14 protein-coding genes and 2 pseudogenes are annotated in these 17,165 nt (G+C 42.5%); 7 read left to right on the plus strand and 9 right to left on the minus strand.

The window, feature by feature from the left end:
* The first annotated feature begins 112 nt into the window (after positions 1-112).
* The 3 genes from FTT98_RS15065 to FTT98_RS15075 all read left to right on the plus strand — a co-directional run bounded on the left by FTT98_RS15065 (position 113) and on the right by FTT98_RS15075 (position 2,565).
* Positions 113-619: a GspH/FimT family protein gene (locus tag FTT98_RS15065; RefSeq protein ID WP_180177514.1), complete on the plus strand. Its 507-nt coding sequence runs from the start codon at positions 113-115 to the stop codon at positions 617-619.
* 113 nt (positions 620-732) lie between these two features.
* Positions 733-1,908 (plus strand): acetyl-CoA C-acyltransferase, encoded by a 1,176-nt coding sequence (locus FTT98_RS15070; RefSeq protein ID WP_180041630.1) that lies wholly within the window; start codon positions 733-735, stop codon positions 1,906-1,908.
* A 207-nt stretch (positions 1,909-2,115) separates the two neighbouring features.
* The gene (locus FTT98_RS15075) at positions 2,116-2,565 is read left to right on the plus strand and encodes a VOC family protein (RefSeq protein ID WP_180041629.1); all 450 of its coding nucleotides are present in this window, start codon (positions 2,116-2,118) and stop codon (positions 2,563-2,565) included.
* Between the two features lie 70 nt (positions 2,566-2,635).
* Here the strand turns inward: FTT98_RS15075 and FTT98_RS15080 are convergent, their stop codons facing one another.
* The 5 genes from FTT98_RS15080 to FTT98_RS15100 all read right to left on the minus strand — a co-directional run bounded on the left by FTT98_RS15080 (position 2,636) and on the right by FTT98_RS15100 (position 10,181).
* Positions 2,636-3,121: a DUF934 domain-containing protein gene (locus FTT98_RS15080; RefSeq protein WP_180022843.1), complete on the minus strand. Its 486-nt coding sequence runs from the start codon at positions 3,119-3,121 to the stop codon at positions 2,636-2,638.
* Positions 3,114-4,757: a nitrite/sulfite reductase gene (locus FTT98_RS15085; RefSeq protein WP_180177515.1), complete on the minus strand. Its 1,644-nt coding sequence runs from the start codon at positions 4,755-4,757 to the stop codon at positions 3,114-3,116. Before FTT98_RS15085 ends, FTT98_RS15080 begins: the two co-directional genes overlap by 8 nt.
* A 265-nt stretch (positions 4,758-5,022) precedes the next feature.
* Positions 5,023-7,428: a glucose/quinate/shikimate family membrane-bound PQQ-dependent dehydrogenase gene (locus FTT98_RS15090; protein WP_180041627.1), complete on the minus strand. Its 2,406-nt coding sequence runs from the start codon at positions 7,426-7,428 to the stop codon at positions 5,023-5,025.
* A gap of 170 nt (positions 7,429-7,598) precedes the next feature.
* Positions 7,599-8,843 (minus strand): carbohydrate porin, encoded by a 1,245-nt coding sequence (locus FTT98_RS15095; RefSeq protein ID WP_257220794.1) that lies wholly within the window; start codon positions 8,841-8,843, stop codon positions 7,599-7,601.
* A 216-nt stretch (positions 8,844-9,059) separates the two neighbouring features.
* On the minus strand, positions 9,060-10,181 hold the full coding sequence (locus tag FTT98_RS15100; protein WP_180041626.1) for a CaiB/BaiF CoA-transferase family protein: 1,122 nt from the start codon (positions 10,179-10,181) through the stop codon (positions 9,060-9,062).
* Between the two features lie 210 nt (positions 10,182-10,391).
* Here FTT98_RS15100 and FTT98_RS15105 point away from each other — a divergent pair, with 210 nt between their 5' ends.
* Positions 10,392-11,402, plus strand: coding sequence for an AraC family transcriptional regulator (locus FTT98_RS15105; protein ID WP_180005120.1), 1,011 nt, complete (start codon positions 10,392-10,394; stop codon positions 11,400-11,402).
* 49 nt (positions 11,403-11,451) lie between these two features.
* On the opposite strand, the gene FTT98_RS15110 is transcribed toward FTT98_RS15105, so the two are convergent.
* A complete protein-coding gene (locus FTT98_RS15110; protein ID WP_257220792.1) occupies positions 11,452-11,859 on the minus strand; it encodes a hypothetical protein in 408 nt (135 codons plus the stop codon).
* A gap of 68 nt (positions 11,860-11,927) precedes the next feature.
* Here FTT98_RS15110 and FTT98_RS15115 point away from each other — a divergent pair, with 68 nt between their 5' ends.
* The 3 genes from FTT98_RS15115 (at position 11,928) to FTT98_RS15125 (ending at position 15,799) form a co-directional block, all read left to right on the plus strand.
* Positions 11,928-13,133: an acetyl-CoA C-acetyltransferase gene (locus FTT98_RS15115; RefSeq protein ID WP_180041625.1), complete on the plus strand. Its 1,206-nt coding sequence runs from the start codon at positions 11,928-11,930 to the stop codon at positions 13,131-13,133.
* 10 nt (positions 13,134-13,143) lie between these two features.
* Positions 13,144-15,276, plus strand: a complete 2,133-nt coding sequence (locus FTT98_RS15120; protein WP_180041624.1) for a 3-hydroxyacyl-CoA dehydrogenase NAD-binding domain-containing protein — start codon at positions 13,144-13,146, stop codon at positions 15,274-15,276.
* Between the two features lie 184 nt (positions 15,277-15,460).
* Entirely contained in the window at positions 15,461-15,799 is a 339-nt protein-coding gene (locus tag FTT98_RS15125) for a hypothetical protein (protein ID WP_078194261.1), read from the plus strand.
* Positions 15,800-15,878: 79 nt separating this feature from the next.
* Here FTT98_RS15125 and FTT98_RS15130 read toward each other — a convergent pair whose 3' ends face one another.
* From FTT98_RS15130 to FTT98_RS15140, 3 genes and pseudogenes are all read right to left on the minus strand, one after another.
* Entirely contained in the window at positions 15,879-16,304 is a 426-nt protein-coding gene (locus tag FTT98_RS15130; RefSeq protein ID WP_257220791.1) for a GNAT family N-acetyltransferase, read from the minus strand.
* An 11-nt stretch (positions 16,305-16,315) separates the two neighbouring features.
* A pseudogene (locus tag FTT98_RS15135) lies at positions 16,316-17,038 on the minus strand (SAM-dependent methyltransferase); the annotation flags it as partial.
* A 16-nt stretch (positions 17,039-17,054) separates the two neighbouring features.
* Positions 17,055-17,165 (minus strand): annotated as a pseudogene (locus tag FTT98_RS15140) (IS701 family transposase); the annotation flags it as partial.

Raw genomic sequence — 17,165 nt, forward strand, 5'->3', positions numbered from 1 at the left:
TCATGAGAAAGCCCATATAAATGGGTAATGTACAAGTTGCTGTAGAAGCATGTTTAATTCGTCTGATCACAGATACTTTATAAAGTATTTTAATACTTTTTTGAATCAGTCAATGCGTAAGTCCTATTTATTTGAACTTTTAGTCTCAATTGCGATTATTGTCATTATCGTGACGATAGCTTTACCACATTTCAACAATTTAATGGCGCAGCGAGAAGCGAATAACATCAAATCGACTATTCAAAATCACAATGCATTCGCACGGGCTCATGCCACTATTTATCATTCCAATATTGTGATTTGTCCTAGTCTTGACTTTAAACTTTGCCAACCTAACAACTGGAACAGTGGTCTGATTATATTTATTGACAGCAATAAAAACCGTCAAGTTGATGCAAATGAAAAAATATTACTGCAAGACAAACTCAACTTAAAATATGGCGATCTGTCTTGGCGTGGGACTCTACACATTCCAAGTCTCACCTTTCAAGCTAGCTCCGGTTTACCCAATGGTTCAAATGGTAGTTTCTACTACTGTTCGAAATCAACGCTTCAACCGATCCGAGCAGTCTTAAGTCGAATGGGACATATCCGATTTGAAAACCCAACCAGTTGCTAATTTGAGAACCGGTGAGTCCAAAGCAGCCTTTTAAATTTGCTTTATTCCTGTTCAATTTTACTTATACTGCTGACGTATTCAAAAATTAATGTATAAGAAAATGGAGACATGTAATGACTGATATCGTCATCGTGAATGGTGCCCGTACTGCAATGGGTGGTTTTCAAGGGAGTTTAGCCGCTGTCACTGCACCAGAATTAGGCGCAGTCACAATTAAAGCAGCCATCGAACGCGCGGGTTTACAACCAACAGATGTTGAAGAAGTCATTATGGGCTGTGTGCTTCCAGCTGGTCTGAAACAAGGTCCTGCCCGTCAAGCGATGCGTCAGGCTGGTCTTCCAGATTCAACTGGTGCCGTAACCATCAACAAGCTGTGTGGTTCAGGTATGAAGGCCGTGATGCAAGCGGCAGATATGATTAAGGCAGGTTCGGCTCAAGTCGTGGTTGCAGGTGGTATGGAGTCAATGACCAATGCGCCGTATGTATTGACCAAAGCACGAGCTGGCTACCGTATGGGCCACGGTGACGTTAAAGATCATATGTTCTTAGATGGCCTAGAAGATGCAGAAACGGGCCGACTCATGGGTTCTTTTGCGCAGGATATGGCAAATACCAAAGGCTATACACGTGAACAAATGGATGACTTCGCCATTCGCTCGCTTAAACGTGCACAAACTGCAATTACTGGGGGGTATTTTGCTGACGAAATCGTGCCTGTCACTGTTTCGAGTCGTAAAGGCGATGTGATTATCGATAAAGACGAACAGCCTTTTAATGCCAATATCGAAAAAATTCCAACGCTGCGCCCTGCTTTTGCTAAAGATGGAACGATTACCGCTGCCAATGCAAGTTCTATTTCTGATGGTGCGTCTGCTTTAGTTTTAACTTCAGCAGATCAAGCTTCAGCAAAAGGTTTAAATCCGCTCGCAAAAATTGTGGCTTATGCTTCAAATTCACAACATCCATCCGAGTTTACCATTGCACCTGTAGGCGCAATTCAAAAAGTTCTAGATAAATCGGGTTGGAATGTTGCCGACGTAGATTTATGGGAAATCAATGAAGCTTTTGCCATGGTCACGATGTGCCCTATTGATGAATTTAAATTAGATGCTGAAAAAGTAAATATCAACGGTGGTGCTTGTGCGCTTGGACATCCAGTTGGTTCTACCGGTTCACGTATTATCCTAACGCTGATCCATGCATTAAAACGTACTGGTGGTAAACGTGGTATTGCAGCGCTATGTATTGGTGGTGGTGAAGCGACTGCTGTGGCGATTGAATTGCTTTAAAGCACTGTAGATTCCCTTCGTAAAGAGTGATTTAGAAGGAATATTCTTTAATCCTCCCCTAACCCCTCCTTTAATAAAGGAGGGAGACTGAAAATCCCTCTGTAAGAGGGATTTTTTATGCTTACATTTTAGACATAAATTGTTCACATACAGGTCAGCAAAGGCTCTTATAATAAATGTCAACATAATAAAAAATGGATGACCATTATGCAGCTCAATCACTACTTGAATTTTCAAGGCAATACCGAAGCAGCCTTTAATTTTTATCGCTCTGTACTTGGTGGAGAATTCCTCAATGTGATGCGTTATGGTGATATGCCTGCTGAGGATGGCATTTCACTATCCGATACAGAACTGCAAAAGATTATGCATATTTCCCTGTCGATCAATGAATTTACCGTGCTGATGGCCTCAGATGTCAACGAACAATTCTGTGCGCAATCCAATCAACCCTTTACCTTAGGCAGCAATCACTATATTTCGATTAATTTAGACAGCAGTGAACAAGCTGAAGCCAAACGACTGTTTGATGCATTGTCCAAAGGAGGCTCTATAGAAATGCCTCTCGAAAAGACCTTTTGGGGTGCGCTGTATGGCGCATTTACCGATCAGTTCGGCATTAAATGGATGATCAATTGCCAGCTTGAAAACGAATAATCACTCATTAAAAGTATTTCGATCAATAAAAAAGCCTCCAAAAGGAGGCTTTTTTAGTCAATCAAGGTACTTAAGCGCCTGTTTGATAACGCGCTTGCGGCACAGCAGTTGAAGCTTGGTATGGATTGGTAAAATCACCTAAGCCAGCAGCAGCTTCAGCAATATCTTTACCTTCTTTCACCACAAAAGTATCGAAACCTGAACGCTTCATGTAGTTCAACACGTCTTTGAATACATCACCTGTCGCACGTAGTTCTCCTTGGAAACCTTGGCGACGTAACAATGCAGCAAATGAATAGCCACGACCATCATTAAAACCGGCAAATTCGATGAAAATGGCATCTAACTGGTCAAGCGGGAATTCATTGGTTTCAGGTGAAGCATCCACCGTTACGAAAAGTGCTTTTTTACCAGACACATTCGCAAGTTGATCTAACTGCTCAACTGTTAAAACCACGTCACCTTGTGGTAACACACCATCTTCACCAATGACTTGGTAAGTATTGTCTGCAATCGAGCCATCTTTAGAGAGGACTTGTAGTGCTGTATTAAGCATATGCACGCTCCTTAAATGGTTGGATGCCAACACGGCGGTAAGTATCAATAAACTCTTCGCCTTCTGCACGAAGGTCTAGATAAGTATTTAAGATCTCTTCGATGATGTCAGGTACAACATCAGCTGCAAATGATGGGCCTAAGATGTCACCAATTGATGCATCATGGTCGGCATTACCACCCAAAGTGATTTGATAGAACTCAGCACCCTTTTTGTCTACACCTAAAATACCGATGTTACCGACATGGTGGTGACCACACGCATTCATACAGCCAGAGATGTTCAGATCCAATTTACCCAAATTGTAAATAGTGTCTAAGTCATCAAAACGACGTGTAATGGCTTCAGAAATTGGAATCGATTTCGCGTTCGCCAATGAACAGAAATCACCACCAGGGCAGCAAATGATGTCGGTTAAGAAACCGATATGCGCACGTGCAAGATTGTGTTCATCAAGGATTTTCCATAGATCAAACAAATCTTTTTGCGGTACATCAACAAGCGCAATGTTTTGCTCATGTGTGGTACGGAACTCACCAAAGGTATATTTGTCAGCCAAGTCAGCAATCAGGTTCATTTCTTCAACAGTCATATCGCCCGGTGCAATACCCGCACGTTTCAGAGAAATCGTAACGATGCGGTAACCTTTGACTTTATGTGCATTGGTGTTGATGTTGAACCATTGTTTAAATTTCGGCTCTGCGGCAAATTGCTCTGTGAAATCTTCATCTGCATAATCTTGGTAATCAAATGGTGTGAAGTTCTCATCCATTTTCGCCAAGGTATCAGCATCAATTTTTAATGTTTTGATGGTATGTGCAAATTCAGCTTCCACTTTCTCTGCAAATACTTCTGGTGTTAATGCTTTCACCAAAATTTTGATACGCGCTTTATATTTGTTATCACGACGACCGTGTAAGTTGTATACACGAAGTACTGCTTCCAGATAAGCAATCAGGTCTTCACGTGGCAAGAAGTCACGAATAAAGCTACCAATCACTGGGGTACGGCCTAAACCACCACCAACTTTGATTTTATAGCCAATCTCGCCTGCTTCATTTTTCACGATATACACACCGATATCATGGAAAGACGTTGCCGCACGATCAGTTTCTTCCAGTGCTGAAACTGCAATTTTGAACTTACGTGGCAAGAAAGCGAATTCTGGGTGGAAAGTTGACCATTGACGAATCAATTCACACGTTGAACGTGGGTCAGCAATTTCACCTGCAACCACACCTGCATATTGGTCAGTGGTGGTGTTACGAATACAGTTACCTGAAGTTTGAATCGCGTGCATTTGAACAGATGCAAGCTCTTGTAACATGTCAGGCACATTTTCTAGTGCAGGCCAGTTAAACTGAATGTTTTGACGAGTAGATACGTGCGCATAACCACGGTCATAGTCCTGAGCCAATGACGCAATTTTACGTAATTGTTTAGAATTCATCAGGCCATAAGGTACTGCAATACGTAGCATCGGTGCATAACGTTGTACATAAAGGCCGTTTTGAAGACGCAGTGGACGGTATTCATCTTCCGTCAATTTACCTGCTAAATAACGTTCCGTTTGATCACGGAACTGTGCAACACGTTCATTAACCAGTTGCTGGTCAAAATCAGTATATAAATACATGGCGTACAGCTAGTAATTTCTATTATAACAATGCACAGCATAACGAGATTTCATCTATCAAGAAAATGCGTTTTTTACATATTTAATAGCGATTTTATTGATAAGACTGTCGCAATTTCACTGATATAGCGGATTCCGGTCATTTACTTTTTATTTATTAATATATTGAATTATTTTTCCATTACTTAGCATAAATTTACATAAAGAATTTCAGCCAATAAAAAGCCCGATAAATCGGGCTTTTTACTTAGCGATGTAAAATCACTTATTTTTTATCTGGTAAAGCATACGCAACAAGGTAATCACCAAGTTTTGTACCAAATGAACCATGACCACCAGCCATGATCACAACATATTGTTTACCATTTGCTTCATAAGTCATTGGAGTCGCTTGACCACCTGCTGGTAGACGACCTTCCCACAAAGTATCACCATTCGTTACATTGATTGCACGGATATAGTTATCTTGTGTTGCGCCTACAAACATGACATTACCAGCAGTCGAGATTGATCCACCAAGACCCGGTACACCAATTTTCACAGCAGGTAATTGGAACAATTTCGGTAAACTGTCACGAATTGTACCTATACGTTTTTTCCAGACTACTTCATGTGTATTTAAATCTACACCTGCAGTAAAGCCCCATGAAGGTTGTTTACAAGGTAAGCCAAGTGGTGACAAGAATGCTTTGATTTCCACACCATAAGGTACGCCATACATCGGTTGCACGCCTTGTTCAGTACCCGCACCTTTCGCAGTTTGTTCACGGTTTGGATCGGTAGGAATCAACTTAGTGACAAATGGCAAGCCAATTGGATTCATCACAGCAACTTGACGGTCTTGGTTCACCGACATACCACCCCATTCGAATACCCCAAGGTTACCTGGGAATACCAATGTGCCATTTTCAGAAGGTGGTGTATAAATACCGTCGTAGTTAAGTGATTTGAAATACACACGACACATCAACTGGTCAAACATAGTGGCACCCCACATTTGTTTATCAGTCAATTTATCTTTTGGTGCTAAATCAAAATCAGAGAACGGTTGAGTTGCAGAATAATGCTCACCTTTAGTTTGTGGACCACGTTTTACAGTTTGTGGAACCGCTTTTTCGGTGATTGGCACAATCGCTTTACCGGTACGACGGTCAAGGACGAATGCATTACCTGTTTTGGTTAAGACATAGATCGCAGGAACAATATTACCTGATTTATCTTTGATATCTGCCAATGAAGGTTGTGATGGTACATCCATATCCCACAAATCATGATGTGTGGTTTGGAAGTTCCAGATCAATTTACCAGTCGATGCATTGATCGCAAGCATTGAGTTTGCATAGCGTTCATCTAAAGGCGTACGGTGACCACCAAAAATGTCTGGTGTGCCTACACCTGTTGGCACATAAACGATGTCAAGTTTTTCGTCATATGCTAAAGGTGCCCATGCATTCGGTGAGGCTACAGAGTATTTTTGACCTTCGCCTGGCATGGCATTTGGATCTTCCGCCCCTGTATCAAAGATCCACAATAATTCACCAGTATTGACATCATAACCACGGATGACACCAGATGGCTCTTTAGTCGAGAAGTTATCGGTAGTTGAACCGCCAATCACAATGGTTGTGCCAGTAACCACTGGAGGTGAAGTTGGGATATAACCACCCGGATACGGATAAGGCATATCTTTTTGTAGATCGACTTCGCCGTTATGACCAAAATCACTACATGCTTTACCTGTGTCAGCATTGACTGCAACCAAACGACCATCATTTACAGGCAAGATCACTTTGCGCGGACATTCAGTTGAAGTCGAGCGTTTGTTCTCTAAGCTTTTTGCAAACTGAGTGGTATTTGCAGCGTCAAAATAAGACACACCACGACATGTTAAATGTTGATAGGTATTGTCCGCTTTAAGTTTAGGATCGAATGCCCATTTTTGTTTACCTGTCGCAGGATCAAGTGCAATTAAACGTTGGTGAGTTGTACACATAAACATGTCATTGCCGACTTTAATCGGAGTGACTTGGTTTGTGGTTTCACCTGAGTCATTTTCTGTTGGTAACTCACCTGTACGGAAAGTCCATGCTACTTCTAAATCTTTAACGTTGTCGCTATTGATTTGGGTGAGTGGAGAATAACGTACACCACCTTGTGTACGACCATAGGCAGGCCAATCTTCAGGAGCAATACCCTCAATCGCTTTGGCTGTTTGAGGTTGTGCATTTTTAATTTCACCGTGAATTTCTTGCGGATCATTAAAAATTGAATAGATCATCACGATAATCGCAATCACCAGTGTGCCTGATAATGTAATTTTCGCAGTTTTGCCATTTTCCATACCGCGTGTCACGGCAGGAATCAGTAACCAAAGGCCCAATAAGCCTAAAATATCAAAACGCGGTGCAAGTGCCCAAAAGTCAGAACCTGCCTCCCAAAGTCCCCAAATCACTGTACCCAGCATCAACGCTGCATAAATGTATAAAGAACTGTTTTGAATTTTTCTTAAGTATATTGCTGAAGCCAGCATTAACAGGCCGGCGATAATGTAGTACCAAGAACCGCCAAGGACTGCCAGCCAGATACCACCAATCAATAGAACCAAGGCGAAAATTGCCATCACAACGACGGTAAATGTTCGCATCCCAGTTCCGGTAGATGGGTTGCTCATGTTGACCACCTCTATTGTCGAATGTTGTATTTGGTGCGTGAAACACATTCAACGCACCACCGTTTTTATGTCGCAAAGAGAAGTTGTTACAAAAACAATTCAAGGGGAAATATCGTAATTTTTCTCAGAATTACCGAATTGCTTTTATAAGAACTCTAATTTGACATCAATTAAAATGCTGTTTGAAATTTGATACCGCCGACCCACGCATTCTCACCATTTTTGTAAGCACCGACGTGACGGATATATTGAATATTAGGACGAATAGTCAGCCAGTTTGCTGCATGAATACCGTAGTAAATTTCTGCGTCATACTCTTCACTTTGTAGACCGCGTGCATCAACGCTGTTGCTGTTATTGGCAATATTGGCGTCATTCACATCATCATTAATGCTGATACGTCCTAAGCCAATCGCGATTTCATCCTGAGGACGTGCATCGAATGCGCCTTTGTATACCAAGCCAATGTTTTGCATATCACTCACATTGTTGGTGTCTGAGTCATGCACTGTGACATTTACAAAACCACTCAAACCACGTGAGGCATCGTCTTTGTGTGCTGTCAGTTGTTGTTTCGCCACAATCCAACCACCTTGATGGTGATCTTTTTCATTTACTGGGCTATCAATGACATCGGCATCAGCGGTACTGTAGTAGTAACCTGCACGGTATTCACCCGGAAGCTTTTGTGTCCCCACTTTTGGAGTCCACACTACTTCAGCAGGAATAATCGCACCCTTAGAACCATCGGTACTCAAGTTCCAACCTTTACCACGTTTTAGATTTTCAGGGTTGTATTCATAAACCCCGACTTGTGCGTAGAGTTCAGGCTGAATGTTATATTTCACGCGAGCAGCCCATTGGCTGACTGGCCAGTTGTACCATTGGTCACCGACCCAGTTACCCACTTGTGAACCACAAAGTGCTAAGTTTTGAAAGTCACAGTCAAAGCTGTTGAAATCTTCACCTTCACCAAAACGACCGACTTTAATATCTAATTTTTGGTCTAAGAATTTTTTCTTGATCCAAAAATCAGTCAAACGCCAAGTTTGACCACGACCCCACACTTCTTGTGTTGCACTTAAATGACCATTTAATGCATCTGAAGTTTGAGACAATGAACGACCATTACGTTCAGTGATATTGATTTGTGCTTCGGTATCTTTCCAACCCGCAATTTTTTCTAAATCGAGATGTGCCCCGATCGCGAATTGGTCCGCATATTCAGTGCCATGACTTGAAGCATGCTTTGCATCTAACAAAGTAGCTAATTCGCCACCATAACTAAAACTAAAATCGTAACCTTTCTGTTGAAGCGCTGTTCGTTGACCGTTCCAATCACCGAACATCCATGGGCTTTCAGAACTGAAAGCATCTGCAGTAGTTGCCGCTTGGGTTGCTGAACCCGCAAGCATTATTCCGAGGCTAAGATATAAAGATCCAAGTTTACTCACAGCTATTTTCATTTGGAGACCTATATACCAATTATGTTAATAGTTCATATAATACTCTCACATTTGTATAATTTATTTATTTTTTTATTAACAACACTCAATATTTATATAGATATTTATCTAATTAAGAGATTTTAAAGGTTTTATTGTTTAACTTATCACCTTTTTTTATACCATTCATAACCAATTATCCGCACCTAAAGTTTTACCCACATGGGTATAAATCAATGCTGATCTAGAAAATTTAATCGGACATGCCAGTTGAGTTTGTGTCATTGTGTCGCCTTCTTGTAGCGGAACTTCAACACACCAATGCCGCTCTTGGGCCAATTGTGAATTTAGAGCTTCGTCCAAACTTAAAACTGGTTCCACACAGACATCTTGAGAGGCAAAAATCTTTTTCCACTCAGCCCATGTTTTGGTTAGTATTTTTCGGGCAATAGCATGCTTAATTTCAGTCTGATCCTGTGGATCAAATGACATGCCTTGCGTCGCTAAAGCGGGTAAATCTAGAATTTGCGCCAATCCATGTAAAAACTGTGGCTCCAAACCACCTATTGACAGATAACGACCATCTTGCGTTCGATAGTAGTCATAGAAACTGCCGCCATTCAGATGTGCCGTCTCTGCCGCGGTAACCGCATTGGCAGCCAATACGCCAGCTGCAGCCATATTGTTCAATGCGACGGCGCAATCGGTCATGGAAATATCAATATATTGTCCTAAGCCGCTACGGTAACGCTCAATCACCGCGGCTAAGATGCCAGTAATTGCATGCATTGACCCGCCTGCGACATCGGCGATTTGAATCCCCATCGGTGGCGGGCCACTATCTTGGCGTCCGCTATGACCTGAAATGCCCGATAAAGCCAAGTAATTGATGTCATGCCCTGCGCGGTCTTTGTAATGTCCGGTTTGACCATAACCCGTAATCGAGCAATAAATAAGTCGCGGATTGATTTCGGCCAAATCTGCATAATCCAAACCCAAGCGTTGCATGACACCTGGACGAAATTGTTCTACCACAATATCAAAATCTGAAATTTTGGCTTTGATCAATTCAATGCTTTTCGGGTCTTTTAAATCCAATGCGATGGATTGTTTATTGCGATTTAAATAACTATGCGCTGTGGCTTGCCCATTGGCATAAGGTGGCATCAAACGAACCAGATCAGGACGCGTCGGTGACTCAATATGCACAACTTCCGCACCCATGTCAGCCAAATACAAGGTCGCAAATGGCCCTGGGAGTAATATCGAAAAGTCGAGTACTTTCAATCCTTTTAAAGCAGCTTCCATGGATATTTTTCTCTAATTGTGTAGATTTTTTATCCATGGTAGAAATATAAAATGACTAAAACAATGTCATGTTCAGCCATTTACCTTGATAGTTTCGGCAATTTACCATGTAAAAATGGCAAAACCGCTGTTGTAAATTGCCATGATTTCTTTTTTTAGCGTCATTTAGGTCAAACATTTGTGAACATTAAAGAGACTGAAGGATTAAACATGAGTCGTGATACGATCAGTATCCATTTCGTCAACGCAGCCTTAACTGGTGTGAGACGTCTCGGCATGGATGTCGAAACTTTATTGTCTCATGTTGGCATTGAGGCTGAACTTCTACGCCAACCCAAAGCCCGTATTTCACCTGAACAATACACACGTTTTATTAAAATGTTGTGGATGGTGACTCAAGACGAACACGTCGGTTTTGATATTCAACCGCGCCGCTTGGGTACTTTTGCCATTATGTGCCAATTGATTATTCATGCAAAAACCCTTGGTGATGCACTTGAATTGTCTTCGCAGTTCTACAAACTGTTTGGTGATGAATGGTCGGTAACACTAGAACGTGATAAACACGAAGCACGTTTAGTCCCTCAAATTCCAAAATCTATGGACCCAGACCATTTCATTACTGAAAGTATGCTGATGATTTGGCATGGTCTCGCTTCTTGGTTGATTGAACGTCGTCTGCCTTTAGAACGCGTACACTTCGGTTATGAACGTCCTGAACATGCTGACGAATATGATGCCTTGTTTTTTGCACCTGTAATGCAGTTTGATACCCCACGAACTGAGATTACGTTTGCAGCGGATTATTTAGATTTACCCATTCGTCAAAACGAAGAAACGCTAGAGGAATTCTTAAAAGCGGCTCCTGCACAGTTATTGGTTAAATTTAAAAATACCAATTCATTAACGTCTCGTATCCGTGATGTGCTGAAGAGTCAAATTGGCGAAGAAATGCCAACCTTGAACGATGTTGCTTCAATGCTGTATCTATCGCCACAAACACTTCGTCGTCGTTTAGCCGCTGAAGGTAAGAGCTACCAAGGTGTGAAAGATGCCTTACGTCGAGATGCTGCAATTCACTTATTGCTTAATCCAGACTTAACCCTTGAAGATGTTGCACAGCAAGTCGGCTTTAGTGAAACCAGTACTTTCCACCGTGCCTTTAAAAAGTGGACCGGTGTAACACCAGGCCTATACCGCCAATTACATGGTTATCACTAAGCATCATTCAAAACTAGCATTCTCTAAAACCTGATCTCGATCAGGTTTTTTATTTCGGAAAATCTGCACGTTGTTTTTGACAAAGCAATGGATCGACGGGCGTGATCACGCGTTTGCCATCCTGTATCCGATACATTTCTGCCTTGGTCACATGATCATTTCGATCATACTCACAGGCTAAACCGCCCGTCCCCTCATCTGAGGGATGAATGCCATAGATCATATAAATATAAAAACCGATCATGCATACAAAACCTAAGCAGCCTACTAGTACTAGCCAAGCCAGACCTTTCAACACTCGCTTCACATTTTTATGCATAAGCTGATCTTCAATTTGTACTGAATCGATAGCAACTGATCTTAACCGATCCTCGCTTTCAATGTGCGGGTTGATTTTTATCTTATTTAGCAGCAAGCGTTGACCAAAAATATCAAACGACTCGCCCGTTATCATCATTGCACTGGCTTGATTAATCCGTACACTCAAAAAACCAATAAAAATTTATAGATCATAGGGACAGGATTATGAGCGAGGCTTACATCATTGATGCCATTCGCACACCGCGCGGCAAAGGAAAAAAAGACGGTTCACTACATGCCGTTAAACCGATTAGCCTACTGACCGGTTTATTGAACGAATTACAAAACCGCCATCAATTTAACACAGCTGCAGTAGACGACATTGTACTGGGCTGTGTAACTCCAATTGGTGACCAAGGCGCAGACATTGCCAAAACCGCAGCCATTGCAGCAGGTTGGGACAATGATGTAGCAGGCGTTCAAATCAACCGTTTTTGTGCATCAGGTTTAGAAGCGGTGAATATGGCTGCGCAAAAGGTGCGTTCTGGCTGGGAAGACCTTGTGGTGGCTGGCGGTGTAGAGTCGATGTCACGTGTGCCGATGGGCAGTGACGGCGGCCCTTGGGCGCTCGACCCTGAAACCAACATGGCCTGTGATTTTATTCCGCAAGGCATTGGGGCCGATTTAATTGCCACCATTGACGGCTACAGCCGAGCAGATGTGGATGCCTTTGCAGCAAACTCTCAGCAAAAAGCCGCAGCAGCCCAAGCCAAGGGTTATTTTGATAAGTCTGTCGTTCCTGTCAAAGACAAAGCAGGCGTGACTATTTTAGCCAAAGATGAATTTATTAAACCAACGACCACAGCTGAAGGCTTAGGCAAACTCAACCCTAGTTTTGCCATGATGGGGCAAATGGGCTTTGATGCCATCGCCTTACAAAAATATCCTGAAGTCGGCGCAGTCAACCATGTACACCATGCAGGTAACTCATCGGGCATCGTCGATGGTGCTGCCGTAGTATTGCTTGCCTCGGAAAAAGCGATCAAAGAACAAGGCCTGAAACCGCGTGCCAAAGTGCTTGCAACTGCATTGGTGGGCGCAGACCCGACGATTATGCTGACTGGCCCTGCACCTGCTGCACGTAAAGCCTTAGCCAAAGCTGGCCTAACCATTGATGATATTGACCTATTTGAAGTGAACGAAGCTTTTGCAGCAGTCGTGATGCGTTTTATGACCGAACTCAAGGTTGACCCTGCCAAAGTCAATGTGAATGGCGGCGCAATTGCATTAGGACATCCGCTGGGTGCAACAGGCGCCATGATTTTAGGAACCCTGATGGATGAACTAGAACGCCAAGGTAAAAAGCGCGGTTTAGCGACCTTGTGTGTCGGTGGCGGTATGGGCATCGCAACGATTATTGAGTTGGTATAAGGAGACTAAAATGAGCGCAATTCAATTTGAAAAAAATGCCGACAATATCGTCATTTTAACTTTAGATTCTCCAAACCAATCTGCCAACACCATGAATGCAGACTTCCGTGCTGCACTGGCTGAAACGGTAGACAAACTGCAAGCAGATGAAAATATTGCAGGGATTATTTTCCGCTCGAACAAAAAAACCTTCTTTGCAGGCGGTGATTTAGACGAACTGATTCAAGCCACACCTGAACATGCGACTGAATTCTTCAATATGATTGAAGAGATGAAAGCTAAACTGCGTTATATCGAAACCCGTGGCATTCCAGTTGTGGCAGCTTTAAATGGCACAGCGCTTGGCGGTGGCTGGGAGTTAGCACTCGGCTGTCATTATCGTATTGCGCTGAATGATGCTAAGGCTAAATTTGGCTTACCTGAAGTGACCTTAGGCTTACTGCCGGGCGGTGGCGGTATCGTCCGTATGGTACGTTTATTGGGTCTGCAAAATGCATTTCCACTCTTAATGGAAGGCAAACAAATTGGTGTCGAAAAAGCCAAATCATTAGGGCTGATTCAAGACACTGCAGATAGCCTTGAAGAATTGATGGATAAAGCCATCTCTTGGGTCAAAGCCAATCCAAAATCACAGCAGCCCTATGATGTAAAAGGCTATAAAATTCCGGGCGGCACACCATCGACTCCAACTGTGGCGCAAATGCTCGCCATCGCCCCTGCTATGCTGCGTGACAAAACCAAGGGCTGTTACCCTGCGCCTGAAGCCATAATGTCAGCAGCGGTTGAAGGTGCTCAAGTCGATGTCGATACGGCGCTCACGATTGAATCACGTTATTTTACTTACCTTGCAACTGGTCAAATTTCTAAAAACATGATCGGCACCTTTTGGCATGGTCTTAACGCCATTAAGTCAGGTGCAAGCCGTCCAAAAGACGTCGCGAAATGGCAAGCCACTAAAGTCGGCATTTTAGGCGCAGGCATGATGGGTGCAGGCATCGCTTATGCCACGGCATCAAAAGGCATTGCAGTTGTACTCAAAGATGTTTCTGTTGAAGCAGCTGAAAAAGGTAAAGCCTATAGCCAAAAACTGCTAGATAAAAAAGTATCTCAAGGTCGTTTAAGTGCAGAAAAACGTGATCAAGTTTTAGGACTGATTCATGCCACTGCAGATGCTGCCGACCTACAAGGCTGTGACTTGATCATTGAAGCTGTGTTTGAAAATGTCGAATTGAAAGCCAAAGTGACTCAAGAAGCAGAAAGTTACTTGGCAGCCAATGGCGTAATGGCATCCAATACTTCAACCTTGCCAATTTCAGGCTTAGCCAATGCATCTCAAGATCAAGCTAAATTTATCGGTCTGCATTTCTTTAGTCCTGTCGACAAAATGCAATTGGTCGAAATTATTAAAGGTAAAAACACCTCGGCTGAAACCTTAGCCAAAGCCTATGACTATGTACAGCAAATTGGTAAAACACCAATTGTGGTGAATGACAGTCGTGGCTTCTTTACTAGCCGTGTCTTTGGCACCTTTGTGCAAGAAGGTTTACGTCTATTGGCTGAAGGCGTACACCCTGCCCGCATTGAAATGGCTGCACTAAAAGCTGGCATGCCTGTAGGCCCATTGGCGATTCAAGATGAAGTGTCTTTAACGTTGTCTGAGCATGTTGCGGCCGAGACCCGTAAAGCCCTACAAGCTGAAGGCAAAGACCTACCACGTTCAGGTGCGGATGAGGTGATTCAGACGATGATTCATGAGTTCGGACGCAAAGGTAAAGCTGCCGGCGCAGGCTTTTATGAATACCCTGAAGGCGGTAAAAAGCATCTCTGGGATGGCTTGAGCAAATGGCAGAAAGATAATGCTATTTCTGAACAGGAAATGATTGACCGCTTCCTGTTTGTACAGTCACTCGATACCTTACGCTGCCTAGAAGAAGGTGTTTTGGAATCGACTGTCGATGGCAATATCGGTTCAATCTTCGGGATTGGTTTTGCCCCTTGGACAGGTGGTGCACTTCAATTTTTAAACCAATATGGTTTGGAAAAAGCGCTATTACGTGCCAATACACTAGAAGCAAAATATGGCGAACGCTTCAAAGCACCGCAATTGCTGAAAGACAAAGTGGCGAAAGCTGAGCAGATTTAATTATTCATTTTGAGCATGCAAATTTTGCTGTTCAATCACATCAAAAGGAGCTTCGGCTCCTTTTGATTTTCCTTCTCAGTCGCGTGTTTGCAAACAAGCCTAGAATTTACGCGAACTCTCATCAGTTTTATGTTATAAAGTAACAAGTTTTTTGATTTCTTTTTATCCGATTGAGTAGCTTGTTATGACAGATCATACTTCTCCTGAAAAATCACCATGGGGCTGGAAAGCACTGATTATCTTCTGTATTTTAGGTGCGCTATTCATGGGTATTTTCTGGCTTGCTGTGACCAATGAACCAGACTATATGCCGAGCCAACAGAAAAAAGACAATACTCAACAGCATGCATTTAAAAATGCCCCTGTGATGTCAGAAGAAGCGTTGAAAAAGGCGCAAGCTGATCAAGCAGCTCGTGAAGCATCTGCACCGACTGCAGCAGATATGCAGATGACCGAAGAACAACATGCACATATGGATGACATGAGCCCTGAACCTACTGCATCGAATGATCATGGTCACTAAGCTTTGACCCAATCTATGCAAATAAAAAACGCTTAAAATATTAAGCGTTTTTTATTTATAGCTGTCCAATTTTAAGTATTTAAGCCAAAGCCATATACATATCTTGATGCGGAATACCACAATCTAAATATTCATCACCTTCAACAACAAAACCCAACGCTGCATAAAAAGGGATAGCATGCACTTGTGAAGATAGTTTTAAATATTCACGTTGCTCTAATGTCGCTTGTTGAATGATGGCTTGCATCAAGATTTTACCAATCCCCTGACCGCGATGAGCCTTTAAAACAGCAACACGACCTATACTGTTATTTTTCAACAAACGTGCAGTTGCAATAGCTTTCATCCCATCATGAACAATAAAATGCAGTGAAATCGCATCTTCTGCATCCCATTCATCTTCGGGCGATATCTCCTGTTCTAAAATAAAGACCTGTTCTCGTATCGGTCGAGCTGCAGATGCCAGTTGCTCCCACGGACCAAATTGAATATTTAACTGCTGCATCCCGTCATCCTTTAGCATTTACAGCCAATATCTTGCTGGTCCCATTGATCATTCAACAATAATTCTAACGAATGCTTTTGAATGCCATACATGTCTTTTAAAGCTTGAATCTGTACCAATACCGCTTGATCAGGTTCGACATAGTCTGCACGTTTGGTTGCCAAGATCATTTTATTTTTACTGGTATGCTCAAGTGCCACAAATTCGAAAACTTTGGTTTCATAACCATATGCTTTCAATAAAAGTGCACGAATCGTGTCCGTGAGCATTTCTGCTTGCTGACCTGCATGAATACCAAATTGCAACATCGGTGCAAGTACTTGTGGCGCTTTCAATTGCGGACGCAGTTCTTTATGACAACACGGCGCACACATGATCATTTGCGCATTTAATCGAATGCCGGTATGTATCGCAAAATCCGTCGCCACATCACAGGCGTGCAGCGCAATCATGACATCTAAGCGCTCAGGCGCATAGGTACGAACATCGCCTTGGAAAAAATCAAGTTGGCTGAAATTCGACTGCTGCGCAACGCTTTGGCAAAATTCCACCATTTTCGGATTTAGCTCAACCCCTGTCACTTTAGGCACTTGCTGGTGTTTTGCTAAATAATCATATAATGCAAAAGTCAGATAGCCTTTACCTGAACCAAAATCTACAACATGCAGAGATTGATCGGTTTCTTTGATCTGGCTTAAAGCACCTGAAAAAATTTCTACAAATTTATTAATTTGTAGGACTTACGCACTATTATTTAAAGATTCTCTGTGGTAGCAGATGATTTTTATCGAGAATAAAGTCATCAATGAAGCTTTTGATAATTGGTCTAAATAATTTCTTCTGCCAACGATATACATTTTC

Source organism: Acinetobacter sp. YH12039 (genome assembly GCF_013420015.1).
Lineage (GTDB): Bacteria > Pseudomonadota > Gammaproteobacteria > Pseudomonadales > Moraxellaceae > Acinetobacter > Acinetobacter amyesii.

Excerpts from the sequence above, each read along its gene's own strand:
- FTT98_RS15080 (WP_180022843.1), bottom strand. The coding sequence starts at position 3,121 with ATGCTTAATACAGCACTACAAGTCCTCTCTAAAGATGGCTCGATTGCA.
- FTT98_RS15100 (WP_180041626.1), bottom strand. The coding sequence starts at position 10,181 with ATGGAAGCTGCTTTAAAAGGATTGAAAGTACTCGACTTTTCGATATTA.
- FTT98_RS15110 (WP_257220792.1), bottom strand. The coding sequence starts at position 11,859 with ATGATGATAACGGGCGAGTCGTTTGATATTTTTGGTCAACGCTTGCTG.
- FTT98_RS15120 (WP_180041624.1), top strand. The coding sequence starts at position 13,144 with ATGAGCGCAATTCAATTTGAAAAAAATGCCGACAATATCGTCATTTTA.
- FTT98_RS15065 (WP_180177514.1), top strand. The coding sequence starts at position 113 with ATGCGTAAGTCCTATTTATTTGAACTTTTAGTCTCAATTGCGATTATT.
- FTT98_RS15090 (WP_180041627.1), bottom strand. The coding sequence starts at position 7,428 with ATGAGCAACCCATCTACCGGAACTGGGATGCGAACATTTACCGTCGTT.
- FTT98_RS15125 (WP_078194261.1), top strand. The coding sequence starts at position 15,461 with ATGACAGATCATACTTCTCCTGAAAAATCACCATGGGGCTGGAAAGCA.
- FTT98_RS15075 (WP_180041629.1), top strand. The coding sequence starts at position 2,116 with ATGCAGCTCAATCACTACTTGAATTTTCAAGGCAATACCGAAGCAGCC.
- FTT98_RS15085 (WP_180177515.1), bottom strand. The coding sequence starts at position 4,757 with ATGTATTTATATACTGATTTTGACCAGCAACTGGTTAATGAACGTGTT.
- FTT98_RS15070 (WP_180041630.1), top strand. The coding sequence starts at position 733 with ATGACTGATATCGTCATCGTGAATGGTGCCCGTACTGCAATGGGTGGT.
- FTT98_RS15105 (WP_180005120.1), top strand. The coding sequence starts at position 10,392 with ATGAGTCGTGATACGATCAGTATCCATTTCGTCAACGCAGCCTTAACT.
- FTT98_RS15130 (WP_257220791.1), bottom strand. The coding sequence starts at position 16,304 with ATGCAGCAGTTAAATATTCAATTTGGTCCGTGGGAGCAACTGGCATCT.
- FTT98_RS15115 (WP_180041625.1), top strand. The coding sequence starts at position 11,928 with ATGAGCGAGGCTTACATCATTGATGCCATTCGCACACCGCGCGGCAAA.
- FTT98_RS15095 (WP_257220794.1), bottom strand. The coding sequence starts at position 8,843 with ATGCTTGCGGGTTCAGCAACCCAAGCGGCAACTACTGCAGATGCTTTC.